The 26,491-nt window shown below is 33.0% G+C and carries 25 protein-coding genes, 1 tRNA gene, 1 pseudogene and 1 riboswitch; of the genes and pseudogenes, 15 read left to right on the top strand and 12 right to left on the bottom strand.

The features are described from left to right. Positions 1-57: 57 nt before the first annotated feature. From H3T54_RS01170 to H3T54_RS01155, 4 genes are all read left to right on the top strand, one after another. Entirely contained in the window at positions 58-816 is a 759-nt protein-coding gene (locus H3T54_RS01170) for an ABC transporter permease subunit (RefSeq protein ID WP_198221119.1), read from the top strand. Positions 817-923: 107 nt separating this feature from the next. Beyond that, a riboswitch (FMN riboswitch) is annotated at positions 924-1,062 on the top strand. A 147-nt stretch (positions 1,063-1,209) separates the two neighbouring features. After that, the gene (gene ribB, locus H3T54_RS01165) at positions 1,210-1,848 is read left to right on the top strand and encodes a 3,4-dihydroxy-2-butanone-4-phosphate synthase (RefSeq protein ID WP_198220456.1); all 639 of its coding nucleotides are present in this window, start codon (positions 1,210-1,212) and stop codon (positions 1,846-1,848) included. A gap of 131 nt (positions 1,849-1,979) precedes the next feature. Then, positions 1,980-2,909 (top strand): alpha/beta hydrolase, encoded by a 930-nt coding sequence (locus H3T54_RS01160; RefSeq protein WP_198220455.1) that lies wholly within the window; start codon positions 1,980-1,982, stop codon positions 2,907-2,909. Positions 2,910-3,025: 116 nt separating this feature from the next. Beyond that, positions 3,026-5,260, top strand: coding sequence for a TonB-dependent siderophore receptor (locus H3T54_RS01155; protein ID WP_198220454.1), 2,235 nt, complete (start codon positions 3,026-3,028; stop codon positions 5,258-5,260). Positions 5,261-5,307: 47 nt separating this feature from the next. Here H3T54_RS01155 and H3T54_RS01150 read toward each other — a convergent pair whose 3' ends face one another. The 3 genes from H3T54_RS01150 to H3T54_RS01140 are packed head-to-tail and all read right to left on the bottom strand — an operon-like array spanning position 5,308 to position 7,545. Beyond that, a complete protein-coding gene (locus H3T54_RS01150) occupies positions 5,308-6,408 on the bottom strand; it encodes a M20 peptidase aminoacylase family protein (RefSeq protein ID WP_198220453.1) in 1,101 nt (366 codons plus the stop codon). 14 nt (positions 6,409-6,422) lie between these two features. Next, a complete protein-coding gene (locus H3T54_RS01145) occupies positions 6,423-6,896 on the bottom strand; it encodes a YjiG family protein (protein ID WP_198200213.1) in 474 nt (157 codons plus the stop codon). Then, positions 6,889-7,545 carry a nucleoside recognition domain-containing protein gene (locus tag H3T54_RS01140; RefSeq protein ID WP_198200211.1) on the bottom strand — a complete coding sequence of 219 codons (657 nt, stop codon included), beginning with the start codon at positions 7,543-7,545 and terminating at the stop codon, positions 6,889-6,891. The genes H3T54_RS01145 and H3T54_RS01140 overlap by 8 nt, the downstream gene beginning before the upstream one ends. Positions 7,546-8,158: 613 nt before the next feature. On the opposite strand from H3T54_RS01140, the gene H3T54_RS01135 reads away from it, so the two are divergent. The 6 genes from H3T54_RS01135 to H3T54_RS01110 all read left to right on the top strand — a co-directional run bounded on the left by H3T54_RS01135 (position 8,159) and on the right by H3T54_RS01110 (position 12,547). Then, positions 8,159-8,482: a multidrug efflux SMR transporter gene (locus H3T54_RS01135; protein ID WP_110447637.1), complete on the top strand. Its 324-nt coding sequence runs from the start codon at positions 8,159-8,161 to the stop codon at positions 8,480-8,482. A 23-nt stretch (positions 8,483-8,505) separates the two neighbouring features. Continuing rightward, positions 8,506-8,820, top strand: a complete 315-nt coding sequence (locus H3T54_RS01130; RefSeq protein ID WP_198220452.1) for a multidrug efflux SMR transporter — start codon at positions 8,506-8,508, stop codon at positions 8,818-8,820. A 105-nt stretch (positions 8,821-8,925) separates the two neighbouring features. Then, a tRNA-Lys gene (locus tag H3T54_RS01125) sits at positions 8,926-9,001 on the top strand. Positions 9,002-10,241: 1,240 nt separating this feature from the next. Further along, positions 10,242-10,868 carry a hypothetical protein gene (locus H3T54_RS01120; RefSeq protein WP_198220451.1) on the top strand — a complete coding sequence of 209 codons (627 nt, stop codon included), beginning with the start codon at positions 10,242-10,244 and terminating at the stop codon, positions 10,866-10,868. A gap of 661 nt (positions 10,869-11,529) precedes the next feature. Next, entirely contained in the window at positions 11,530-11,730 is a 201-nt protein-coding gene (locus tag H3T54_RS01115) for a hypothetical protein (protein WP_086364385.1), read from the top strand. Between the two features lie 388 nt (positions 11,731-12,118). Then, positions 12,119-12,547: a hypothetical protein gene (locus tag H3T54_RS01110; RefSeq protein WP_110447649.1), complete on the top strand. Its 429-nt coding sequence runs from the start codon at positions 12,119-12,121 to the stop codon at positions 12,545-12,547. A gap of 1,335 nt (positions 12,548-13,882) precedes the next feature. Here H3T54_RS01110 and H3T54_RS01105 read toward each other — a convergent pair. Together H3T54_RS01105 and H3T54_RS01100 are read right to left on the bottom strand one after the other, a co-directional pair. Next, positions 13,883-14,044, bottom strand: a complete 162-nt coding sequence (locus H3T54_RS01105) for a hypothetical protein (RefSeq protein ID WP_198220450.1) — start codon at positions 14,042-14,044, stop codon at positions 13,883-13,885. After that, on the bottom strand, positions 14,037-14,312 hold the full coding sequence (locus tag H3T54_RS01100; protein WP_198220449.1) for a hypothetical protein: 276 nt from the start codon (positions 14,310-14,312) through the stop codon (positions 14,037-14,039). The genes H3T54_RS01105 and H3T54_RS01100 overlap by 8 nt, the downstream gene beginning before the upstream one ends. Before the next feature lie 499 nt (positions 14,313-14,811). Between H3T54_RS01100 and H3T54_RS01095 the strand changes: the two are divergent. Further along, positions 14,812-15,153: pseudogene (locus H3T54_RS01095) on the top strand (multidrug efflux SMR transporter); the annotation flags it as partial. 127 nt (positions 15,154-15,280) lie between these two features. On the opposite strand, the gene H3T54_RS01090 reads toward H3T54_RS01095, so the two are convergent. Together H3T54_RS01090 and srmB are read right to left on the bottom strand one after the other, a co-directional pair. Continuing rightward, positions 15,281-15,883, bottom strand: a complete 603-nt coding sequence (locus H3T54_RS01090; protein WP_034902551.1) for a peroxiredoxin C — start codon at positions 15,881-15,883, stop codon at positions 15,281-15,283. A 123-nt stretch (positions 15,884-16,006) separates the two neighbouring features. Then, entirely contained in the window at positions 16,007-17,317 is a 1,311-nt protein-coding gene (srmB, locus tag H3T54_RS01085) for an ATP-dependent RNA helicase SrmB (RefSeq protein ID WP_198220448.1), read from the bottom strand. Between the two features lie 269 nt (positions 17,318-17,586). Between srmB and trmA the strand changes: the two genes are divergently transcribed. The 3 genes from trmA (at position 17,587) to H3T54_RS01070 (ending at position 21,121) form a co-directional block, all read left to right on the top strand. Then, a complete protein-coding gene (gene trmA, locus H3T54_RS01080) occupies positions 17,587-18,684 on the top strand; it encodes a tRNA (uridine(54)-C5)-methyltransferase TrmA (RefSeq protein ID WP_198220447.1) in 1,098 nt (365 codons plus the stop codon). Between the two features lie 360 nt (positions 18,685-19,044). Beyond that, positions 19,045-19,731 (top strand): heavy metal response regulator transcription factor, encoded by a 687-nt coding sequence (locus tag H3T54_RS01075; RefSeq protein ID WP_034902561.1) that lies wholly within the window; start codon positions 19,045-19,047, stop codon positions 19,729-19,731. Next, the gene (locus tag H3T54_RS01070) at positions 19,718-21,121 is read left to right on the top strand and encodes a heavy metal sensor histidine kinase (protein ID WP_198220446.1); all 1,404 of its coding nucleotides are present in this window, start codon (positions 19,718-19,720) and stop codon (positions 21,119-21,121) included. Before H3T54_RS01075 ends, H3T54_RS01070 begins: the two co-directional genes overlap by 14 nt. On the opposite strand, the gene H3T54_RS01065 is transcribed toward H3T54_RS01070, so the two are convergent. From H3T54_RS01065 to H3T54_RS01045, 5 genes are all read right to left on the bottom strand, one after another. Next, the gene (locus H3T54_RS01065) at positions 21,114-21,314 is read right to left on the bottom strand and encodes a YaeP family protein (protein ID WP_198200194.1); all 201 of its coding nucleotides are present in this window, start codon (positions 21,312-21,314) and stop codon (positions 21,114-21,116) included. The two genes, H3T54_RS01070 and H3T54_RS01065, sit on opposite strands and share 8 nt — an antisense overlap. 38 nt (positions 21,315-21,352) lie before the next feature. After that, positions 21,353-22,315: a lipopolysaccharide heptosyltransferase RfaC gene (gene rfaC, locus H3T54_RS01060; protein WP_198220445.1), complete on the bottom strand. Its 963-nt coding sequence runs from the start codon at positions 22,313-22,315 to the stop codon at positions 21,353-21,355. A gap of 2 nt (positions 22,316-22,317) precedes the next feature. Then, positions 22,318-23,364 carry an ADP-heptose--LPS heptosyltransferase RfaF gene (rfaF, locus tag H3T54_RS01055; protein ID WP_198220444.1) on the bottom strand — a complete coding sequence of 349 codons (1,047 nt, stop codon included), beginning with the start codon at positions 23,362-23,364 and terminating at the stop codon, positions 22,318-22,320. A gap of 10 nt (positions 23,365-23,374) precedes the next feature. Further along, a complete protein-coding gene (gene rfaD, locus H3T54_RS01050) occupies positions 23,375-24,301 on the bottom strand; it encodes an ADP-glyceromanno-heptose 6-epimerase (RefSeq protein WP_198220443.1) in 927 nt (308 codons plus the stop codon). Positions 24,302-24,423: 122 nt separating this feature from the next. Further along, on the bottom strand, positions 24,424-25,419 hold the full coding sequence (locus tag H3T54_RS01045; protein WP_198220442.1) for an SIS domain-containing protein: 996 nt from the start codon (positions 25,417-25,419) through the stop codon (positions 24,424-24,426). Between the two features lie 240 nt (positions 25,420-25,659). Between H3T54_RS01045 and H3T54_RS01040 the strand changes: the two genes are divergently transcribed. Further along, the gene (locus H3T54_RS01040; protein WP_198220441.1) at positions 25,660-26,415 is read left to right on the top strand and encodes a DeoR/GlpR family DNA-binding transcription regulator; all 756 of its coding nucleotides are present in this window, start codon (positions 25,660-25,662) and stop codon (positions 26,413-26,415) included. Positions 26,416-26,491: the final 76 nt, after the last annotated feature.

Below are 26,491 nucleotides of genomic sequence, written 5' to 3'. Positions count from 1 at the left end.
GTGAGATGTTTAAAAGGGTTAATTCTATTAGTAGTTTTTTCTTTTTTATATATCCCTATGGTCATTTTAATTGTTTATTCGTTCAATAGCTCAAGGCTAGTGACGGTTTGGGCGGAATTTTCAACTAAATGGTATGTTGAATTAATACATAATGAAGCTTTACTTAAAGCAGTAGGATTGAGTTTGACTATTGCGGCAGGCGCAGCTTCTTTGGCGATTGTTCTTGGTACTTTAGCCGCTTTTGCCATCATTCGATTTAGACGATTCCGTGGCTCTAATTTGTTCTCGTTTATGACTACAGCACCATTAGTTATGCCTGATGTCATTACTGGTTTAGCTTTGTTATTGTTATTCGTAGGTATGGGACAAGCGATTGGTTGGCCAAAAGAACGCGGTGCAATGACTATTTGGATGGCTCATGCGACATTTTGTACCGCTTATGTAACGGTTGTTATTAGTGCAAGATTACGAGAGTTAGATAAGTCAATTGAAGAAGCGGCTTTAGATCTTGGTGCGAATCCATTGAAGGTATTTTTTATTATTACCTTACCAATGATTGCTCCTGCACTGGTTTCCGGTTGGTTATTGGCATTTACTTTATCACTTGATGATGTGGTTATTGCTAATTTTGTCACTGGACCTGGTGCAATGACATTACCGAAACTAGTATTTTCTAAGGTTCGTTTAGGTGTCGATCCGCAAGTTAATGCTTTAGCAACAATTATTTTACTAATTGTTGGTATTATTGGCTTTATTTCATGGCTTTGGATGCGTCGAGCCGAAAAAAGACATTTGCGTGAAATTCGTATGCGATAATCTTTCGATTAATTATTGCCGCTTAATGCGGCAATTTTTTTATCTTAATAAAATATCCGTGTTTTTTTACCTATTTTATATTATAGTGTGCGCAGTCAGTTTACTGACAAAATTCTCAGGGCGGGGTGTAATTCCCCACCGGTGGTATAGCCCACGAGCGCTTAGTAAAAATCGATTTTATTAAGGACAGCAGATTTGGTGAGATTCCAAAGCCGACAGTAAAAGTCTGGATGAAAGAGAGTAGCTTATCTTTTCTATAATTAGCGTTATAGCTAAATCACTATGGTCAAGCACTTGCCCTGATTCTGGTATTTAACATATTTATAACTTAATAACTTCATACTAATTAAGGATAAATATAATTAGTTTAATAAAACAGGATAGGTATCTACCATGAATCAGTTTAATTTAAATGAATTTGGCACGTCAATCGAGCGAGTAAAAAAAGCAATTGCTTCAATCAAAGCTGGATCTGGGGTGTTAGTTTTAGATGATGAAGATCGGGAAAACGAAGGTGACATTATCTGGGCAGCACAAACTATTACTACTCAGCAAATGGCATTAACTATTCGTCATGGCAGCGGTATAGTTTGTTTATGTATGCCACAATCTTATTGTGATAAATTAGAATTACCGATGATGGTAGCAAATAATACTAGTAAAAATCATACTGCCTTTACTATTTCTATCGAAGCGGCAAAAGGTGTTACAACAGGGGTATCTGCAGCAGATAGAGTAACGACTATCAAAGCAGCGGTAGCTGATAATGCTAAACCAACAGATTTAAATCATCCTGGCCATGTATTTCCATTAGTTGCTAAAGAAGGTGGAGTACTGAACCGCCGAGGGCATACTGAAGCGTCGGTTGATTTAGTAACATTAGCGGGGTTTAAACCAGCAGCAGTAATTTGTGAAATAACTAATGATGATGGTTCAATGGCAAGAGCTCCACAAGTTGTCGCGTTTGCTAAACAACACCAACTACCAGTGGTAACCATTGAAGATATTGTCGCTTATCTTAAATCAAAGTAATTGTAACCGACTATTAGCTGTCGGATTAATTATTCGACAGTACTCTCAGTTTTATTTAGTTTATTATTGGTAAATTGCTCTTATTTAGCATATCTTATACTTCTTTGATAATTGAGATTCTGGCGTAATTTATGTCACGACTAAGTTTTTTGTATATTCTAATGATTTTTATCCTAACTGGTTGTCAGTCAAAATCTAATCTCTCAAAAAATGTGATTGTTCCAAACACAAAAACTGAAATATTTCATTCGAAATCAAATGGCGATTATAAAGTTACTATTTATACCCCTAATAAAACCACTCCCGAGGGTGGTTGGCCAATTATTTATTTACTTGATGGTGACAGCTACTTTTTAACAACTAACGAGATAATTACCAATCAGGCTTGTGAACGTTGTGTTATTCAAGAAGGTATAATTGTCGCCATTGATTATTTTAATCAAACCCGTCGTGATTTTGATTTTCTCCCTAAACCTGAGAATTATGTTTTTGAAGTTTTACCTAATAAGCAAATTAATTTGTCAGGTAAATATGGTGGTGCTGATGCCTTTTACGATTTTTTAACTCAAGAACTTAAACCTGAAATAGAAAAGCGCTATGTTATTAATCCTAATCAGCAAGCTATTTTTGGCCATTCATATGGAGGATTATTTAATTTATACATTTTTTTAACTAAACCAGTCGTTTTTAATACCTATGTGATATCAAGTCCATCTTTATGGTTTAGTGATGGTTATATGTTTAGTGTATTATCAAAATATTTACTTAATCACCAACATTCTTTAAATCAACCCGTTAATTTGTTGATCACTGTGGGGGGGGCTGAGCAATCTTTATTGCCGATTGATTATACTTTACCAGCATCGAAGCAAAAACTTTTACTAAAACACCGTCAGAATCGGAAAATGGTTGATTTTTCAAAACTATTATTTACTCAACTAAAACAAGCTAAGATTCATAACTTAACAATAAGTTATAAAATTTATCCTGAACAATCTCATAAAACAGCAGCTATTATTGCTCTGCAAGATGGTATTCAATTAAATTTTAGAGTTAAATAAAAACTTATTTAGCCAAATATTCAGAATCAGCTTGAATATAGATAATTTTAATTTATATTACTCCGACCTAATTAATAATGATAACTATTATTAATAAAAATTGTCAGGGATAATATATGAATACAAAATATAAATCGACTTGTTTGTTAGCAGCACTTATCGGTTTTGCTTGTCACAATGCATATGCAGATAATGCTCATTCATCAGTTAATAACAACAGCGATTCAGATGATGTTATGATCGTAACTGCGGCTGAGCAGACCAAACAAGCTCTGGGTGTTTCAGTGATTACGCAAAAAGATTTAACTAAAATGCCACCCAAAAATGATATTTCAGAAATCATTCGAACCATGCCTGGTGTCAGTTTGACGGGTAACTCAACTAGTGGCCAACGGGGTAATAACCGACAAATTGATATTCGAGGTATGGGGCCAGAAAACACATTAATTTTAGTTGATGGTCGACCAGTAAAAAGTCGTATGTCAGTTCGCTATGGTTGGCGAGGTGAGCGGGATACTCGAGGGGATACCAATTGGGTACCGTCTGATATTATCGAAAGAATTGATGTCCTTCGTGGTCCAGCCGCTGCTCGTTATGGTGATGGTGCTGCCGGTGGTGTAGTGAATATTATCACTAAGCAGCCAACCAAAGAGTGGCATATTTCGTGGAATAGCTATTTAAATCTACCTTCACATAGTAAAGAAGGGGCAACCCAAAGAACAAATATCTTATTAACAGGTGGATTAACGGATAATCTAAGTATGCGTTTATATGGTAATCTCAATAAAACTGAGGCTGATGATTGGGATATCAATAAAAAACATCAAATTAATCCAAGTTCGGTTAGTGCAGGGCGTGAAGGTGTGCGTAATAAAGATATAAATGGCATACTTCGTTGGGATATCTCTGATAAACAATCACTTGAATTTGAGACAAGTGTAAGTCGTCAAGGTAATATTTACGCTGGAGACACTCAAAATAATAATCCTGATAAATTGGTTAGTCGATTTTATAACGACGAAACTAATAGAATAAATCGTCAGAATTACTCAGTAACTCATCGTGGTTATTGGGACAATGGCGTAAATACCATGTCTTATATCCAACTTGAAAAAACACGGAATACTCGTTTGAATGAAGGTTTAGCTGGTGGCACTGAAGGCCGCTTTAAAGATGATAATTTTTCAACGATTAAATATAATAATTTTACCTTACATAATGAAACTAATTTTCCTTTAACCATCCTGTTACCACAAACCATGACTATTGGTGGTGAGTATAATCATCAAAAGATGAAAGATCCAACTTCAAATACACAAACTTTTACAGAAGGTGAAAGTATACCATGGATTAAAAATAAATATCGTAGTGAAAATGCCTCAGCTAATCTTTGGGGTGTTTTTGTTGAGGATAATATCGAACTGACTCAAACTACTATGCTGACACCAACGATACGCTATAATCATCAAAGTCAATCAGGTAGTAACTGGAGTCCGGGTTTGAACTTATTTCAGGAAATAGGTGATTATTTTAGTTTAAAACTGGGTATTGCTAGAGCCTATAAAGCACCTAATTTATATCAAACTGACCCTAATTATCTGCTTTATAGTCGTGGACAAGGCTGTTATGGTGCGGGTGGTAGTTGCTACTTAATAGGTAACAAAAACTTAAAAGCGGAAACAAGTGTAAATAAAGAAATTGGTTTAGAGTTTCACAATAATGAAGGCTTAATTGTTGGCTTAACTTATTTCCGTAATGATTATCATAATAAAATAGATTCTGGCATGAGTCCCATTGGGCAAACTGGAGGTAATACAAATTCTAATATTTTTCAGTGGCAAAATGTACCTAAATCGGTGGTTGAAGGACTGGAAGGTAGTTTAACAATTCCCGTTACGTCAAAAATTTATTTTCGTAATAACCTAACTTGGATGTGGCAGTCAAAAAATAAAAAAACGGGTGATTATTTGTCAATCATTCCGAAATATACCTTAAATTCTTCAATAGATTGGCAAGCAACTGACAAATTTTCATTGTTAACTGCTGTTACTTGGTATGGCAAACAACGACCAAGAAAATATGATTATTTTGGTGATAAACTGACTGATAGTTCAACTAATCAACTAAGTCCTTATGCTCTTTTAAATTTAAGTGGACAATATCAATTTAACAAGCATTTTACATTCACTGCTGGTGTTGATAATTTGTTTAATAAACGTTTATTTAGAGAAGGTAATTCTTCAACAGTAAGACAATCAAGAAATGGTAGAGTAACCGTTCGTGGAGCTGGTGCAGCAACTTATAATGAACCAGGTAGAACGCTATTTATTAATACTAACATCTCATTTTAAAGTATTATTTACAAGGAACCGCCGAAGTAATCGGCGGATTTATTCGCTTAACCTAAAACCTTCAAAGCACAAGTTTTAGTAATTTTTACACCATTTTCTAATGCTGATGTATCAAAAGTCATATCAGGATGATGTAAACCTGGTGTTAAATCGACACCTAAGCCCCAAAAACCAGATTTTACATCTCTTTCACGTGGATAATTGAAGAAATCTTCGCCGCCAGGTGTGAAAATAGGATCTTTTAATCCCTCTTTTCCGAGTACATCGGTAATAGATTCAGCAATGATTTTAGTTACTTCATCGTCTATTTCGGCTGCTGGAATTTCTTTAGATACTTTGATATCAGCTTTAGCACCAATCGATGCTACACTTAATTCAATCGCTTTGAGTGTTTTGGCTTTTAATTCATCCATAGCTGGGTTGGTTGGTGCTCGTAAATCCCAACAAACATAAGCCTCTGATGGAATAGCATTTGTTACACCTGCATCACATATACAACGTGTTGCTTTGACGCTATATGTTAAACTAGGAGCAAGATGAATGGTATTTACTGCTTGAATGGCCATTGTTGCCGCATCTAAAGCGTTAACACCTAAATGAGGTCTTGCCCCATGAGCTGGTATACCATGAATATTTACTTCAACTGTGGTTGAAGCGGAATAGAACATAGCCGCTGAGGCAAAGCCTTTAGGGCATTCTTCTTTCGGGCGAACATGTAAACCGATGATCATATCAACATCATCAATTGCACCGCCTTCAATCATAGCCAATGCACCAGAACCTAACTCTTCAGCTGGTTGAAAAATCAATTTTAGTTTACCTTTTTTGATATTTCCTTCTTTGATAAGCTCTTGAGCTGCGGTCAATAACATTGATGAATGGCCATCGTGGCCACAAGTGTGTCTGGCACAATGTTGGCCATCAATAATGTGTCCTAAGGCATCCATATCCGCACGTAATGCCAGTACAGGACCTGATTTCCCAGTGCCATATTCTGCAACAATACCGGTAGTATTATTTATATTACGGGTTACTTTATAGCCAGCTTCTTCTAGTTTATTTGCTATATAGTTTGATGTTTTAACTTCTTCAAATCCTAGCTCAGGAATTTGGTGCAAGTAGTGATAGTGCTCGAGTACATTCGACATAGATATCTCCTTTATCACACAATGAATCGCATAATGATCATAGCAATTAACGCATTAACAATACTATTAATCATTAATAGTGGCCAATATTTTTTAGGCACATCAGCAACACCAAGTAGACGGCCCATATATTGTAATTGTGAGCCCATTAAGAAGATAGCAGGTGCTAAAATAGTGATATCCATACCGCTAAGAATGCCACCATTAATTAAATTTACTGCAACACCAGTCCCAGCGGAAGCTGATAACCAAGCTGTCAATAAAACGGTAATTGCTTCACCAGGTAATCCAAATAGTCCCATGACTGGGGCAAATACTTCACCAATTAATTGCATTAGACCGAGTCTTTTTAAGATTTCGGTAATAACAAATGCCATAATAATGTTAGGCATTAGATTGTTAATGGCAATATTAAACCCTTTCCGAGCGCCAATTACAAAAATATCTAAAGGATTGTTGGTCTGCTTTTGATTGCTTGAATTACTCATTGATAAAATCCTTTTTATAAACTGAATTTAATACAAGGCGGACTAAAATTGCACCGACAAATTTCAATACAATCATAATGACTAGTGGCGTAAATATTGCAACAGACATTGACGCAAAAAGCGCTGAGCCAATTGAAAAATAGTTATTTATTAACCCTGCACCAGAATATTGCCATGCACTAATAATGACGAGATCTTTTTTAGTGATCTGTTTTTCATCGTATAATTCTTTGGTTAACACCGCACCAGCATCAGTACTTTGTAAATCCGTAATTAATGCCAAACCTGTTTTACCCGGAACGCCTAATATAGGTTTAAGTAATGGTGTTAACAATTTGTGAGCCGCACGGATCGTACCATAGTGGGTAAAGATTTCTAAGACACCTAATGCAAGCATTACAGTTGGAATTAATGAAAGAGCGAAAATAAAGCCGGCTCTGGCGCTATTACCACCTTCACCAACAAATGTATTTTTCTCCGGATGGAGCATTGTACCAAACTTACCACTTAAACTGGTAAAATCAAATGCGCCTAACCAAGCTTTTCCATCTACGTTATAAAATAGTCCGGAAAAGAACAGTATGGCCACAATAAGTGACACATAAGCCTTTATGCCGACTTTAAATTCATTGTCCGATTTTTTTGACATTGTCGATTCCTTTTGATTTATTTGATTTATTCTTTAATCGCAGTATTAAATAAGTTTATTCAATGGACCTTATTTGTTTTGATTCTCAGAGTTAAATAAAGTGCCAAGTTTTGTATTCTATATTGATTTTATTTTAAAAAAACCCCTTTCCTCAAAATATTTTATAAATTAATTTATTTTAATATTCCTAACTTGCCTTGATAATTGGGTTACAAGCAAACTATCTAAATTAAAATTGAAAAATGCAATTACAGCTTTTGATAGGTTTCTTAATAATAACAAGATTGGCTAAATGAAGGTTTCAAAATATCTTATTCTTAATAAGAAAGTTATTTAAAAGCATTGAATTATCAATAATTATAGACTTGCCATTTTTTATCCTTCGTTATAAAATTATTTAGGCAGGATAAAAAATGATAATGAAATATTACAAAAATATTTCAATAATTATCTTGCAATTTATATAAGGTTGAATTGTTTTTCTGCATAAACATCATAATCTTTAGGTGGCAAACGTTCTTGTTTGCGAACCATCATTTGTTTCATTGAACACATTAATGAAAAGACAATACTAAGCAATAAAAATTGAAAATAATTAATCGATGAGGTCGTTATGAACAGCAGGAATAAAGAGTGGGCATTTGTTGTTCTCACCTGCTTTTTTGAATTGTGTTGGGTATTTGGTTTCACTACCGCAAGTCAGTGGTGGCATTGGGTTATTGTCATAATGGTAATCGTTGTTGATTTTACCTTTTTAACCAGTGCATGTAAGACTATTCCTACAGGTACAGTGTATGCGATTTTTTCTGGTGTAGGTGCGATTGGTTCATTAGTTATAGATATGGTCTTGTTTGGTAAAGAAATCAAACTTATTGAAATATTTTTTGTTGCATTAATTATTATTGGTGTTGTGCAACTTAAACGAGCTGATAGCTAATTAACTAAAATTTGGATTATGATATGGGATGGTTATTTATTTTAACTGCTGCAATATTTGAAGTTATTGGTGCTATAGGTCTTAAACTTTATTCGCAACAAAAAAATTCATTCCGCTTAATGTTATATTGGGGTGGTTTTTTTGTTTCGTTTTCATTATTTTATTTTTCATTAAAGTATCTGGATTTAAGTATAGTGTATCCAGTATGGGTGGGACTAGGTACTTCAGGTGCAGTATTGGCTAATATGTTTATTTTTAAGGAGCCGAAAAATTTTAGTCGAATATTCGGTCTTACGGTAATTGTGATTGGTATAGTAGGTTTACATTTAACTATGTAATGAAAAATTAATTTATTTTTTTAAATTAGTTGGTAAGGCTGTTTTTATTTTAGAGTATTTGCATTAAAATCTAAACTTCTATATAATAGTTTTCATTCCTTTAGTGGGTTGTTAGCTCAGTCGGTAGAGCAGTTGACTCTTAATCAATTGGTCGCGGGTTCGATCCCCTCACAACCCACCATTTAAAAGCTATAAAATCAATAACTTACCTGTTACCTTTCCTTCCGATAAAATCTTAAAAAATATTAAGTGGCGGTAACTATATTTTTAATATGGTTTATATTTTGCCTGTTTATCTAATCTTAAATAACCCCTGACATAAAAATACTCTTTTGTTAAATTGGATTAATGCTAGCAAAATTTAACGTCGAGATTGACCTCTTGTTAGTTCAACGGTGTATAAACCACTTAAGTGGAATTTTTATGCGTAAAGCTTAGTCACGTCTATTTATGGTGGGCTGGTAAAGGGCTAGAAAGAGCGCCGTTTCATTGAGTGGTAAGACTAACCTTGTTCTGTTCTCAAAATAATATTAATTATAGTACGTTTATTCATCATAAGTATCTATTTCGCTAATCATTTGAACGAATAGAAAATGATTATTTAATTTTAGGAAATTGTTATTTAGGAAAACGCGCAAACATGATGAGGCAAATCGATGGGTTAAAAATAACGTTGGCAAAATATACCCGTGAGCCGTTGAATCAAGCCAATATTGGTACATATATCAAAATTTTGAGGATCACGAATTCAAAAAGGCCCGATATGGAATATGTTAGCGCCTGATATCAATCAAGACATTTATGAATTACCCAAATTTCTAGCTCCCATTAATTCGATTTGGCTGGATAACCTAGAGATAGTATTTAGGTAGCGTTATGTTAAAAATGATTCGCATGCCTAATTTATTTTATATTTATCAAATCAATTACGTAATGAAAAAGATATTGATGAACTAAAAAAGGCGATACAAACAGTCGCGGACTAGGTAACTTTCGTAATTTATTAATGTATGTTCCTAATGGTAAATAGGATGATTTAAAACTTATTCTAGTTGGTGGGGTTGCAGCTAAAGATAACTTTATCGATATTAAATCAGTCATTCAAGATGATGTCTTAACAGCACACCGAGTACCACCATCACTGATGGGGATCTCTCCTAAAAATACGAGTGGATTTGGTGATCCAGAAAAGGCATCAAAAGTATTTGCCCGAAACGAAATTAAACCACTTTAGGTCAGGTTTTTACAGCTCAATGATTGGATGGGAGAGGAGATTGTAATATTTGAACCTTATTTACTTGATTAATTAGCAATATTTATATATAAGAGATAATCGAAACAGATGTAATTAGCATCTGTTTTTTAATCTTAATTTAGGTATAGATAATATGATATGTTTTTGTTGTAAAAAAGAGATACCATTGGATTCAACATTTTGTTGCTATTGTGGAGAAAAACAAAAATCTCTTAATCAATCAATAATAAATCACAATAAAATAAACGGCGATAATAATATAAATAACAATATACTGGGAAATAATTATGGTCCAATAGTTATCAATAATCCTCAAGTTGTTAAAAATGATTGTTTTATGAGTCGAAATAGCATTAAGAAACTAAGTATTGTAGGGAAAACAGTAAAAACAAAATGGATAAGTATTATTAGTGCTATAGGTTTATTAGCTGATATTATAACCATTTTTACAAATGCTTTTACAGATATTTTAAATGTAAACTATTTTGTGATTTTTCTGTTTATACTGTTTTTGGGGATTTTGGCGGTAACTTTTGTAATTGGGTTATTACTAATTAGATGCCGCTTTCTTCTTTTACCATTAGGGTATAGCCTTGAATCAAATAGATATGGAGCGGTTTTTATTACAAAAATTACAGGGAAATGTAATGTACATAAATGTGATGGAAACTTATCACTTAGACAAATAAAAATAAATAAAAATTATAGTGAAAATATTGTGCAATGTAATAGAAATCCAAGTCACAAATGGAAATTCGATTATTCTATTTTTGATGATTCTGATTTGAAATAATGACCTATCTTTCTATAACGATACCTGTGAGATTTTTTTATATATATACAGTTTGTCAGAATTTAAAATATTGTTTGATCCTCCGGTGATCTTTCGTTTTCGTGCAGTGTAGTCATACAGTTCAAAATTACAACTTTATTTATACAAAAATGAAATTTATGATATAACTTTTATATTGATTTTTAGAAAGAATTAGTAAGGAGGTAATAAAATGGCATATACAAACAAAGAAAAAATAAAGTTTGAAAGATGTTTATTTAAAATTGCTGAACCAGAGTTAAAAAAAATTTATGGTGATTTCAATATTGTTGAAAATCAAACAGATACTTAACACAGCTATTATATTAAATAATATAGTAGAAGAATTAGCATTGAAATTGTAACAGCTGACTCTAAAGAATTAATAGAGAACTTAAATGGAATACGGATGGCTAATCAATTAGCAGTACAACGAGTTATAAATGGTAATCAGATTGCGACATTGATAACTAAAGTAAGAGATAGTTTTAATAGTAACTAGTTATTTCCTAAATACACGTCATCCGCATTTTATAAACTGCCATATTTTAACTACTATAATTATGCTTTTAGAAAAAATTTTCTTTACGATAAATTAATTTATGTTTAATATCAAAATAACTCTGAACTAGATGGAGCTATTTTGATTTTCGATAAAAATAAAGAGTATGCTCTTAATTATTTATCAACTTACTGTCAATTATGTAAAAGCTTGTTTTCAGAAGACGAAATGAAATTAATGGTCAAAGTAAATACGGAAGTAAATATAAATAACATTGCAGCAGGATCATCAATTCAAGAAAAGTTAATTGAACAGCGATTAGATCAAAAAAGAAAAAACTGAAATAAGTATTAATTCACTTTCTTAATTTTATTATTATTAACCGTAAATTAGTAATTCAGCTTAGTGAAATTGAGAATTTGCTTATATTGATATAGGTGTAATCACTACAATCACAATTTGGCAGTGAACTGAACAAGGTTGGTATACCGCTTTTACGAGAACACGGCGAGCGTTTCAGCTCTCAGGGATTAATCTCAAATGGCTATATACAGGTAAAGAAAGCCCTAACATCAATGACAACATATAGAAAAATCTATTGAATTTTCAAACGATGATTTGGAGAAATTAAAGCGTATTTCGAAATTAAAAAAAGAAGAAGCAATAGCAGATGATGAATATATGCTATTAAAAAATAGTATTTTTAAGAACTAAAAATAAGGATAGGGAGATGAAAAAAATTATTGCATTAGCTTTACCTTTGGCTGCATGCATTTTATTTACATCACCAAGTTTTGCTGATAAAAGCGATGTACTAAGAGAACTAGCTGAAATTGCAAAAAAAAATTATGAAAAAAAATTCGGTGATTTTCCAATAGAAGTTGACGATAAGATGTCATTAAGAAATATAATTTCATCCGATGAATCAATAATTCATGATTACCGTTATAAAGGTAGCATAGATGAATTTCTTCAAAAAGATGTTGATATATATGCAGATATATTTTTTGATAAAAAACTCTGTAAAAACGAAAAATTTGTATCATCTTTTGAAAACTATCTTGTTGATCTTGATCTTTTATATACATTTAACGATAAGACATCGGTATCAACGTTCAATATTAATGGGCTTTGTGAATATTTATATAGCGACGACTAACAATTATGTCTATCAGAAAACAAAAAAATGGCAAGTGGCTTTTTGAGAAATATCTGGAAGATGGGTGGTGCATTCGAAAAACGTTTGTCACAAAAGGCGAGGCCGCATACGAAAACTATATAAAGGAGCAAGCAATAACTAAGCATTAGATTGCTGAAAAAATGATAGGTGGTGTTAGCTCTAATCGAAATTTGGCTCGACGCCCGTGGTAAGGCGTTAAGTGATGGTGAAAATGTGTAAACTAGTTTGCTATTTATTTCTAAAAGCATTAATAATCCACTAGCTAATAAATTTACATCGAAAATTTTTACAGACTACCGCACCAAGCGGCTGAATGGTGAAATATATCGCCCAGAACGAGTTAAAACCGTTGTACCTCGAACGTTACACCTTGAGTTAGCCTATATAAAATCGATGTTTAATGAACTGATACTAATGGGATAATAGAAACATAAAAAACCGGTTGAGCGCATCAGACAATTTACAATTGATGAGCAAGAAATGGCGTACCTGCTCCCAGACCAAATAAAATTGTTACTAGCATCAGCGGAGTAGAGCAAAGCAAAAGATTTAACGGTCATTGTTAAAATTGGTTTAGCAACTGATGCCATATGGAGTACAGTTGAAAGTTTAAAAAGCTCTCAAGTCAAAGACGGGAAAATTACCTATATTAATACTTAAGGCAAGCATAACCCCCGTCCCTATAAATGATGAACTTTTTAATTAAATTCCAAAAAAATGTTCAGCTTTTTACTCCGTATTACTTGGCTTTCCGTTCTGCCATTAAAAGAGCTGAAATAGAGTTACCAGATCAGCAATTATTGTATGTTTTGCGTTATACCTTTGTGACCTTTTTTATGATGAATGGTGATAATATATTACTATTGCAAAAAATACTTGGTCATACAGATATTAAAATGACAATGCGTTAGGCTCAATTTGCACCCAATCACTTTGAGGATGCCATTAGACAAAATCCATTTAATAACATCTAAGTGGTGGTAAAATGGCAGCCGTAATTGGTTTTATTCGGTTTTGGTCGGTTATTAATATTATTTTAATATGATTGTCTTCAAAATTTTTTTACTGACTGTTTCTGCGATCTTTTTATAAGATAAATGATTTCGGTTGGCATAAATTGCGATTGATACGTCATTCAGTGTCATTCTTGAGATGTAGTGGGAAAATTAAAATCTTTCACAATTGTATATTTACTATGATTCTGGAGTCTATCAGATCAATCGAATTATCTCTAAACTCTGTGATTACAATTGATTGCGCGAACGATTAATCAATAATTATTTTATCTTTTTTTTAATTTTTCATCTAATAGCTCTAACCCGGCAAAAATAGCTTTTTTTGAGTCCCGCAGATTGTGGCTAATTTTTTGAGGAGTTCACTCTCTTGTTCTGTTAAATATGTACCTGGCAAACGAGGGCGTCCAGCGTTCTTGTCTCGATAAGCTTGTTCATTTTTTCGTTGTCTTTCTCTATTCATAATTTAACTCTGTATCAGATGAAATATAACATTCATCGCCGGGAGATGATTGATAACGATAAACGTATAACTTTTTGCTATTGCAAGTCATTAATAATAGATGCTTATTATCATAGTGCGTATTATACAATTGCCAAAAAGCGGCTTTTGCTAGCTCAAAGTTTGTTGTGTTTGTTCTCGTTTCTAGAAGTACTTCACTTCCGCCTTTTCTTTGTTTTAATACATAAATGCGGTAGTTTTTTAAATCTTGAGGTGCAACTAATTTCATTCTCTTAAATCGTTGTAACTTTCTGTTATTGTACTGAACTTGTACTTTAATGACACTGTATAATAATAAATTGGTCTAGGGTTATTCCTTCACGATCTACTATTAAACATCTTCCTTTTTAAGGATCTTCAAAAAATTAACAATCAAATTCAAAGATAACATATTTTCGTTTTTGAAATTTATATTATTAATTAACATTATTATTAGAATAAAAAACTTTAGATTTGTACAATCTAAAAAGGCACTGCTAAGTCACTAAATTTTAGGTATAATGAATAAGTCATATAGAAATAGCTGACTTTTTGTATTTATTTTTGTAAATAGTGGCAAATTGCTATTCATATTAATTGGTTATTAATAGTTATTGTAAAGCCACCATTTAACACATGTAATATTTCATAAATTATTAACGATTTAGCTCGCTTAATTATCTCAATTGTTCACAAAATATATCATAACAAGTCTATATTCTATTTATTAAAATTTTAACCAATTTGAGAGTAAAACTATGAACGCATATCTGCTACTTTTCGCTGCAATTATCTGTGAAGTGATTGCAACATCTTCACTCAAATTATCTAATGGATTTACTAATCTGACTTTTTCAATAATTACCATAATTGGTTATAGTGCTTCTTTTTATATTTTATCATTAGCTTTAAAAACGATACCGGTTGGTATTGCTTATGCAATTTGGTCGGGAATAGGGATTATCATTATTAGTTTAATTGCTTGGATTTTTTTAAAACAGTCATTGGATCTTGCTGCATTGATTGGTATGGGATTTATTATTTTTGGAGTAGTAATTATTAATCTTTTTTCAAATATTTCAGGACATTGATATAGATTTAAACCCTAATAATAAAAATATTAATTAAGTTTTTTGCATTTTAAAAATAAAAAAACCGGAGTTAAACTCCGGTAAAAGTTAGAAGAAAGGTATGTAAAAATATCAACTTTGAATAAAATTAGATTTCACTTGCGTGTTGTTTTAAGTAGCTAGCAACACCATTTGGATTTGCTTGCATACCTTGTTTACCTTTAGTCCATTGTGCAGGACAAACTTCACCATGTTCTTCATGGAATTGGAAAGCATCAACAATACGTAGCATTTCATCAACGTTACGTCCAATTGGAAGATCATTGATAGTTTCATGACGAACAACGCCTGATTTATCAATAAAGAAGGAAGCACGAAGTGCAACACCTGCTTCAGGATGTTCAACACCGTAAGCTTGCATAATGCTATGTTTGATATCTGCAACGATAGGGAATTTCACTTCACCAATACCGCCTTTATCTTGCGGAGTATTACGCCATGCATTATGGACATATTCAGAATCCATTGAAACACCAATAACTTCTACACCACGTTTTTTGAATTCTTCAAGACGGTGATCAAAAGCAATGATTTCTGATGGACATACAAAAGTAAAATCCATAGGCCAAAAGAATACTACTGCATATTTACCTTTGATATGTTCAGCTAAATTAAAATTATTTACTATTTCACCAGAACCAAGCACTGCAGATGAAGTAAAGTCTGGTGCCTTACGAGTTACTAATGTCATAAAATGTCTCCTTGTGTAACTAAATTTGTAATTTATTTGCGGTGAATTATAGCAGTATGTATCAATACGCCAAGCTGTTATCAGCGATTGATTTCATAAGTTTAAACTATGATAAATAAATTATTATTCGGTTTTAATTATCGTTTTCTTTGGTTTACCTTTGTTTTTAGTATCTCGATGACGCTGTTTTACCTTTTTCTTTTTCGTATCTTCTTGCTTTTTAGCTACACTTTTTTGTTTAGCTTTTTGTGACGGTTTCTTTTTGGTCACAGGTTTAGGTGCTTTAGTTTTTGGTCGCAATTCATCAATGGTTCTTAATTTAATCGGTTCACGTATATAACGTTCAATTTTTAGTAATAACTCATTATCGTGAGCTTCAACTAACATTATTGCGGTACCTTTTTTTCCAGCACGAGCAGTACGACCAATGCGATGTAAGTAAACATCAGCGGTTTTAGGCGCATCGAAATTGATAACATGGCTTATATTGTCAATATCTATTCCTCTAGCGGCAACATCTGTTGCAACCAACACATTTACGGTGTCATTACTAATTCTTTTGATTGCTTCATTACGTTTGGCTTGAACCATTTCGCCTTCTAGATAACAACTTTGAATACCTGCTTGATGAAGTAATGTTACTAATTCATGTACTCTTTCCCGTTTACGAACAAAGACAATCGTTTTTTTCACTTCTTCTTGTTTCAATAAATGCGTTAATAATGCAACTTTATGGGTAAAATCATCAGCGCGATAATAAAATTGCAAAATCTTTTTTCGTTCTTTTCGCGAAGGGTCGGCATTGATTTCGACGGGTTGTTCAAGAATACGATTAGCAAAGCTATGTAATCCATCACCTTCAAGCGTAGCTGAAAATAGTAACGTCTGTTTGCGCCAACGAGTTTCTGCAGAGATAGTTTCTACATCCTGAGCAAATCCCATATCTAACATGCGATCTGCTTCATCCAATATTAACATTTCAACCGCACGACAATCGAAGTTTTCTTCTTTAATATACTGTAATAATCGACCAGTAGTGGCTATGACAATATCTTGATTTTTACTAAACACTTCAGCATGGTTCATATAAGCAACTCCACCAGTAATGGTGGCGATACTTAGGTGAGTTGATTGCGTAAGCAATTTTGCTTGCTCAGCTATTTGGATTGCGAGTTCTCGAGTAGGGGTTAGTATCAAAATTCGTGGTGGTCCTGGTTTTCGACGAGGAAAATCAAGTAAATGTTGTACCGCTGGAATCAAAAAAGCTAAGGTTTTACCGGTTCCGGTTGGAGCCGATCCTAAAACATCCTTACCGTCTAATGCTACTGGTATAGTTTGTGCTTGGATTACCGTTGGTGTATTAATATTTTGTGTTTGTAGATTGTCAATTAGGATATCATCTAACTGTAAATCGGAAAAAGTTTGTGTAGTCATAGTGCTCTTTTATCTATCATTTTGTCCCACATTATAACGGCAATTGTTATAACTACAATGTTTATCCTTAACTAACATAATCTTTAAGTAACAGAGCCGAAAATAGGTAAGAATAAAAAACAATTTTTCATGATTACCATATTATTTATTGGCCAACTATGAATGGTTAAACTTATCATAATTTATGGTTTATGCTAAAATAATTAAAATAACAAGGTAGCAAACTTAATACTATTCTTTTTAGTTAAATTGATGATCGAATTATAAATATGACAGAATCTTTTTCTAACGACAAATATAACCAGCAGTTACAAAATAAAATAATCAACTTAAAAACATTATTATCTGATTTTTCATTACCCGATTTACAGGTTTTCTCTTCACCAATTAGTCACTATCGTATGCGAGCTGAATTTAGAATTTGGCATAACGGTGAGGAGCTTTATCATATTATGTATGATAAAAAAACTAAAAAAAGAGTAAGAATTGATAGCTTCCCAATTGCATCACAATTAATTAATCGTGCCATGCAAACAATTTTACCGTTACTTCAATATAACGATAAGTTGCGCCATCAACTTTTTCAGATTGATTATTTTTCCACATTGAGCGGCCAGTTATTAATAACACTCTTATATCATAAAAAATTAGATGACCAATGGATAATAGAAGCTGAGTGTTTAAAACAACAATTAGCGGAGCAGGGTATTTTTGCCAATTTGGTTGGTCGAGCTAGTAATCAAAAAATTGCTGTAAATGTTGATTATGTCGATGAGACTTTACCCATATTTGATAATAACTTTAGTTATCGACAAGTGGAAAACAGTTTTACCCAACCTAATGCGGCTATCAACATTAAAATGTTGGAGTGGGCAATATCGGTTACTAAAGATTCTAAAGGTGATCTTCTCGAATTTTATTGTGGTAACGGTAATTTTTCGATTGCATTAGCACAAAATTTTAGGAAGGTGTTGGCAACTGAAATCGCAAAAGCATCGGTTTATTCTGCACAACATAATATTAAAGTAAATAATATTGATAATTTAATTATTGCCAGATTATCGGCCGAAGAATTTACCACTGCAATTAAAAAAGAACGACAATTTAACCGATTGCAGGGTATTAATTTAGATGATTATCAATGTCAAACCGTATTAGTCGATCCTCCACGAGCAGGATTAGACGATAATACGCTTGAGATTATCCAAAGTTATCAAAGAATTATTTATATTTCTTGTAATCCTAATACGTTGAAAAATAATTTAGAACAACTTACTAAAACGCATCAAATTGAACATTTTGCGATGTTCGATCAATTTCCTTATACCGATCATATTGAAACCGGTATTGTTCTTCGTAAAAACTAACATCAACCATATTCAATTACGGTTAAATTTGCTAAAATGAAATTTGTTTTATAGTGAATTAGCCGTAATCCATGGATAAATTTACGTCAGTAAGTATTAAAGTCAAAAAAAAACCCTAGATCAACTAGGGCTGCATTAAATTGCAAGGAATGGATGAAAGGAAATAAAACAATGAAACAATACTGTCTAGCCTCATGAATCATTGTGGCGATACTATAACAAATCTAACCAGACTATTTAATGACCATTAGATTACAAAATAGTCATTAAATTGTCATGATGCCATTTCCCTTTTTCATATATCCTATTACTGCATTATGCAATTTCGATAACCTGATAGAACATTAAGGAATATTCAATATGAAATTGTTAGTTGTTGAAGATGAACAAAAAACAGGTGAATATCTACGCCAAGGATTAGTTGAGTCAGGATTTATTGTTGATCTCACAGATAATGGCTTAGATGGCTATCATCGAGCAATGACTGAAGATTATGATTTAATTATTCTTGATGTCATGCTTCCCGATATTGTTGGTTGGAAGATAGTGCAGTCTTTACGTGAAGCTGGTAAAGATACGCAAATTATTCTGCTGACGGCAATGGGGAGTGTTGAAGATAAAGTTAAAGGTCTAAATTTAGGCGCTGATGATTATTTAGTAAAACCATTTTCTTTTGCTGAACTATTAGCAAGAGTTAAGTCATTATTAAGACGAAATGTACCACAGGTTAATAATTATCAATTAAGTATTGCTGATCTTGTTATGGACTTACCTAAACGAACAGTAACCAGAGGTGATAAAAGAATTGATTTAACCAATAAAGAGTTTTTATTACTGGAATATTTTTTACGTTATCCTGGTGAAGTGCTTCCTAGATCATTAATCGCATCCCAAGTATGGGATATGAATTTTGACAGTGACACCAATGTTATTGATGTGGCAATTAGGCGCTTGCGGAATAAGATTGATGCTGATTTTGAACCGAAATTAATTCATACAGTCCGAGGAATGGGATATAAATTAGATGTATTGGATGAAGAAAACTAATATCATATCATTTCGTATACCACTTATTGTATGCCTACTGACCTGTGGGCTACTTTATTGTTTTAGCTATCTTATTGAACATACTTTTGAAAAAATTTCGATTCAGCAAAATGTCACCGAACTCAATTCTGTCATTACCTCAATCGAGCGTGAGCTGACCTATTATTCACCCGATGAAAATCGTGATGAATTCTTTCAAAATCTTTTACTTATTTTAACTGGTCATCATCATTTATTTGTTTATATTATTGATGATTCAGGAAAAATTGTCTATCGCACACGAGGTCCAAATTTATCAATTGCTTTATCACAAGAAGATTTTGATCGTTTAATTACTGAAAATAGCACTGCAATTTGGAACATTGATAAATCATCTTATCGTATCGGAGCCTCTAGAGTATTGTTGGACGAAGGCCGCCAATATACGACAATAGTTGCAGTAGCCCGTGATTTACAGCTTGAATTTATTAAGCGACTAAGAAATGGTTTAGGTTTACTTATCGTTATTGCTTGTGTCTTAGCTTTAATTGGTTCATTAATTTCAATATATTTTACGCAAAAACCAATTAACCGTTTAATCAAAAAGATTGAAGGCATTAATATGAAAAGCTTAAATTATCGTATTTCAACCAAGTCAGTACCGGTGAAATATGTTAGTTTGGTTAAAGCTTTTAATAATATGCTTCATCGAATGGAAGATGTTTTTGATCGGCAACGCAATTTTACTGCTGATATTGCTCATGAAATGCGCACACCAATTACTAATTTAACCACACAAACGCAAATAGTATTAAATAATGCGCGATCAACTGATGAATATCGAGAAATTTTATATTCTAATTTAGAAGAGTATGAAAAAATGTCTCAAATGATTTCTGATATGCTGTTTTTAGCTCAAGCAGATAATCATCAATTAGTTCCTAATCTTATTGATATTGATCTTCATTCAATGATTAGTTTGATGTGTGAGTATTTTGAACCTTTAGCCGATGAAAAAAATATAACTTTTGAAATAGAAGGTAGTTGTTCTCATATAGAAGGGGATAAAATGATGTTAGGGCGAGCGATAAGTAATATATTATCCAATGCTATTCGATATACTCCTGCAAATCAGACAATTAAAATTAGCTTGAGTCAAGTAAATCAAAAACGAATCCAAATTATTATTGCTAATCCAGGTAAAAAGATTGAAAGTCGCCATTTACCACATCTTTTTGATCGCTTCTATCGAGTTGATGAATCACGGCACCGTAGTGGTAAAGATAGCTCGGGAACAGGGATTGGTTTAGCAATCGTTAAATCTATTATCGACACGCATAAAGGTCATATTCATGTCGAATCTGATGATTTATCAACTCGATTTATTATTAAACTTCCTACAGTTATTTAACGTCAAAATCGCTGATTAGTAGATTAGCTGCAGCATATGCGGCTTTTTCTCGTAATTCAGTTGGTACTTGTTGATTATCCACTATTTCATTGAGAACTGTCATTACTGCACCTAAAGCATCATCAATATAACCTAAATCATTACTACCAATTTGTGCATATTTTTCCCGAATTAGCTCACTATATTTGTTCATTTTTACTATCCTATAGATTAAAAAAATTTAAATATGATTTAAATAAATGTTATTAACTGTTGATAAACTTCGTCAGCTGTTATGGTTTGCATCATTTTATCTGCTGAAATGATGCTATGCTGGTTTTTTCCATATCCGCCAATAAGCTTCGGATCGGTATTACCAAATAAAGTAATATTAGGTCTATCTAATGCTGCTGTTAAGTGGCTTAATCCAGTATCGACGGATACTACAGCTTTGGCTCCGGCAATAACCGTTGCAATTTCATTGAGAGATAATTTAGGTAATACTTCAACGTGTTTGAATCCTTGGGCTAATCGCAATGCACGTTCTTGTTCATGCGGTGCTCCCCATGGAAGTTTAATTTTAAGGCCAGTAGGCTCAATTAACTCAATTAAATTACGCCATGCCGATTCTGTCCAATGTTTTTCATCCCGGGTAGTTGCATGTAGGAAAATCAAATATTTTTGGTTATCAGGTGGTAATGATGTTAAAAAATGATCAGCAATAGCATAGTCACCAATCGAATCTGGTTGTGAGTAATTAAGACTTTTAGCAAATAACATACGGACACGTTCAATGGCATGCATTTGCTTAGGAACATGATGTTTTACATCATAAAACCAACTAGCAATTGGTTCTTTTATGCTTTGGCGATCCAAACCATGTTTAATACCTTTCGCTTTACGAGTGATTAAAAACGCACTTTTAATTAGCCCTTGAGCATCAATAATGCAATCATACTGTTTACGCTGTAAGTGTTCTATAAATTGATGGCGTTCTTGGCGAATGGGCTTAGCGAACCAGTTTTTTCGCCAACGTCTGATAGCAACCGGAATGATGTCATTTACTGCAAAATGCCAACTGGGAATTTGACAAAAGTTTTCTTCAACCACCCAGTCAAATGTTATGTTAGGTATTCTATTAGCAGCATCAGTTAAAGCAGGTAAAGTATGCAATACATCACCCATAGATGAAGTTTTAACAATTAACACGCGCATAATTAACAGCTCTTTTCACAGCGAACGATAAGATTCATTAATGTTTCAAATACTAAATCTGGTTTTATATCAATAAGGCTTTGATGATAGCCTTGTTCAGCATCACCTTTACGAACGCGATGATAGCCAGTGATTAAACGGATTACTTCTGCTTTATTGGATAGTGGTGGGGTAAAATCAGGACTACTTGGCCCATAAAGTGCGACTAAAGGTTTATCCAGCGCTGCTGCTACATGCATTAGTCCTGAGTCGTTGGTGACGACAGCTTTACACGCAGCAATCAGATTTATTGCTTGTCCTAATTCCGTTTGTCCAGCAAGGTTAATACAGTGTTCTCCATGATTCATTTTAGCAATGATTTGTTCGCCAACTATTTTATCTTTTCCTGAACCGAAAATAATAATTTTAGCGTGTTGTTTAACTATCTTATCGGCTAATGCTGCATAATGATAATCAGGCCAGCGTTTGGCTGGGCCAAATTCGGCTCCTGGGCAAAAACCAATTAATGGCTCATCATTTGTAATATTAAATGTAGATAATGTTTGTTCAACCTCATCGGTTAAAACATTAAGTTTTGGCCATAAAATTGGCTGAGGTATATCTTTTGCTGAATAGATATTCTGCTTAGAATAGGCGAGAGCGACATAGCGTTCTACCATTAATGGAAAGGCTTGTTTATCCAGCACTCGTAAATCATTTAATAAGCCATAACGCATCTCACCTTTCCAACCAGTACGTTTAGCAATTTTAGCAAAAAAAGGAATGAGTGCTGATTTAAAAGAGTTAGGTAAGATGATAGCTTGGTCGTATTGATTATTGCGTAATTCCTTTCCTAACTGATAACGTTTGCTTAAAGCAAACTCACCATGGCTTATAGGCATAGCGATTGACTGATTTACTTCAGGCATTTTATCTAATAAAGCTCGGCACCAAGCTGGTGCCATCACATCAATTTCAATAGATGGATCTAACTGTTTTAATGTGCGATATAAGCTTTGTGACATCATCATGTCTCCAACCCATGAAGGACCAATAATCAACGTTTTCATTGAGGTTCCTTTATTGTTGGTTTAACCATTGCATATATTCAGTTGTTCCTTGAGACACTGTTTTGAACTCAATAGGACAACCTGTTTTCCTGAATTTAGTCAGATCAGCTTGAGTAAAGCTTTGATAGCGTCCTTTTAAGTGTTCAGGGAATGGAATATAATCGATTTCGCCTTTTTTATGATAATCTAAAACTGCATCAGCAACTGATTGGAATGATTCTGCACGACCAGTTCCACAATTAAAAATGCCAGAAACTTTATTTTTCCAGAACCATAAGTTAACTTCAACTACATCGCCAACGTAAATAAAATCACGTCTAAAATTATCACTACCAGCAAATAATTTTGGCTTTTCGCCTTTGGTTATTTGTTCATTCAAGTGATATGCAACGCTAGCCATGCTACCTTTATGATTTTCACGAGGTCCATAAACATTGAAATAACGGAAACCGCAAATTTGCGAATTTGCATTTGGTAAAATTTTTCGTACGTATTGATCGAATAAAAACTTTGAATAACCATATACATTTAAAGGTTTTTCATAAACTCTATCTTCAATAAAATTGTCACTGCGTCCTCCATAAGTTGCGGCGGAAGAAGCGTATAAAAAAGGAATATTAAAATCTAAACAATAATGTAGCAAATCTTTTGAATAGTTGTAATTATTTTCCATCATAAATTTGCCATCCCATTCAGTAGTAGATGAACATGCTCCTTGATGAAAAATAACTTCAATGTCCAGATTTTCACCGGAGACTATTGCTGAAATAAACTCATCTTTATCCATATAATCAGCAATATCTAAATCTGCTAAATTGGCAAATTTAGTTCCATCGGTTAAATCGTCTACTACTAAAATATCTTTTCGGCCTAAATCATTCAAACCTTTAACAATATTACTTCCAATAAAACCGGCACCACCAGTAACAACTATCATAATTACAACCTTTAGCTAATGAAATTAATGACACTATAATAACGATTTATTGGCAAATTTTCGAGTTCTCTTTTAGTTATCTTAATTTTGTTTGTTGTTTCTAGATGATCATAAAATTTGATTTAGTGATATATATCTGTGATATGTATCATGCCAATAAATTGTTTTTTATTATCAATCACAGGTAAAACGGTTATTGGCCTAGGTTTATGTTGTTCCATTTTATATAAAGCCTCTGATACATATTGGCTATGTTCAATGGTTATTGGTGTGGTTATCATTAACTCAGAAACTTGAATATCTAACAAATTAGGTTGGTATTGTAATTGTCTACGAATATCACCATCTGTAATTATACCAAGTAATACATTATTGTTATCAACTATCGCAACAGCGCCTATCCCCGAATTCGTCATAGCAAAAATAGCGTCAGAAATAGATTTTTCTGTGGTAATAGCAACCTTTCTATTATGTTTTTCAACTAACTGTTGCACTGTCATTAAACGTATTTGGCCTAGATTTCCGCCTGGATGATAAAAAGCAAAATCTTGTGAGCTGAATTTCTTTGCATGCATCACTGATATTGCCAATGCATCAGTTAAGGCTAATTCTACCGTTGTACTTGTTGTTGGTGCTAAATTGAGAGGGCATGCTTCATGGGATACATGGGCATCTAAATTGTAGGTTGCAAAGCGAGCTAAAGTTGATAATGGATTACCACAAATTGAGATTAACGGAATATTAATTTGTTTTATGGTCGGTAAAATATTAATAATTTCGGCTGTTTCTCCACTGTTTGAGAGGGCAATAATAGTGTCATCTTTGGTAATGCAACCTAAATCACCATGAATAGCTTCTGCTGGATGCAAATAAAAAGACGGAGTACCGGTGCTCATAAATGTAGCGGAAAGTTTACGAGCAATATAGCCAGGTTTTCCCATTCCTGTCACGATAACTCTTCCTTTGGTATGCAAAATTAATTCTACTGCATGTAAAAAAGTTTCATTAATTGAGTTAACAATTTCTTCTATTGCAGCAGCTTCTTGTTTTAAAACTTGTTTGGCAAGTTGCAAAGTTTCATTTTTGCTTACCAAAGAACTTTCTGATTTTGTTGTCATATCCAAATTATCCTTATTTATGAATTAAATTAACTCTGGTGAAGATTGAAAAAATAGAAGCATAAATTGTATGCATAAAACCGAAAATAATTTTATTGATTCACAAAAAACTAACCAAGAAAAAGTGAAAGTTTGATTCAGATCACATTTGTTAAACTGGGTTGTGAAAGTGTTAAAAGATTAACATTTTGTTGATTATTTTATTACTACAATGGCGCCAACTTAATTGGGAAACTTACTATGAAACAAGAATTACCAAGATATAAAAGAATTTTAGAGTACTTAGATGAATATGATGTTGCCAATATCAATTTACTATCTAATTTATTTTCCGTTTCACATATGAGTATCAGACGGGACTTAAAACTTTTACAAGAAAAAGGATTAATCAAAGTATCGTATGGAGGTGAAATAAAAAGAAGTTTTTTAAATGGCACCCCCCTATATAACATCAAACAGAATCGATTTTCTGAAGGTAAGAAAAGAGTAGGGAAAATAGCGGTAAGTTTATTACAACCAGGGATGGTAATTTTTATTGATGCAGGAACAACGATGCGTGAATTTGCCTTGAATATCAATATTCCAATTACAGTGATTACTTTAGATTTACATGTGGCTTTGGAATTATCTTCCCGGCCAGAAGTGAACACGATTATTTGTCCTGGTGAAATACAAACAACAAATGCGTCAGCTTATAACACTCAAGCCATGAAGTATCTATCAGAGCAGGTTATTGATTTAGCCTTTATTGGTGCGGATGGTTTTAATCTAGAAGATGGTGCATTGACCACTACACAGATTAAAGCTGACTGTAAATGGATGGCATTATCTAGATCTATTCAATCGGTTCTATTGGTTGATAGCAGTAAATTGGGGCTTAGATGTCGTTTTAAAATCTGCGATTTAAATCGATTTAATTATCTTATAACTGAAAAGCAATTTCCTAGTAATTTTGAAAAACAATTAATAAAACAGGATATTAAATATATTTATTAAGTGATGTAACTAATAGTTAGTTAATTTTGGTAGATGTATAAAAAGTTCATTTATTGAGCTTAATTTTTGAGAGGAA

Origin of the sequence: Gilliamella sp. B14384G10 (assembly GCF_016101685.1) — a bacterium.
Taxonomy (GTDB): domain Bacteria; phylum Pseudomonadota; class Gammaproteobacteria; order Enterobacterales; family Orbaceae; genus Gilliamella; species Gilliamella apis_A.
Note: the sequence above shows the minus strand (reverse complement) of the source record. Positions and strands in the feature narration are given on the sequence as shown.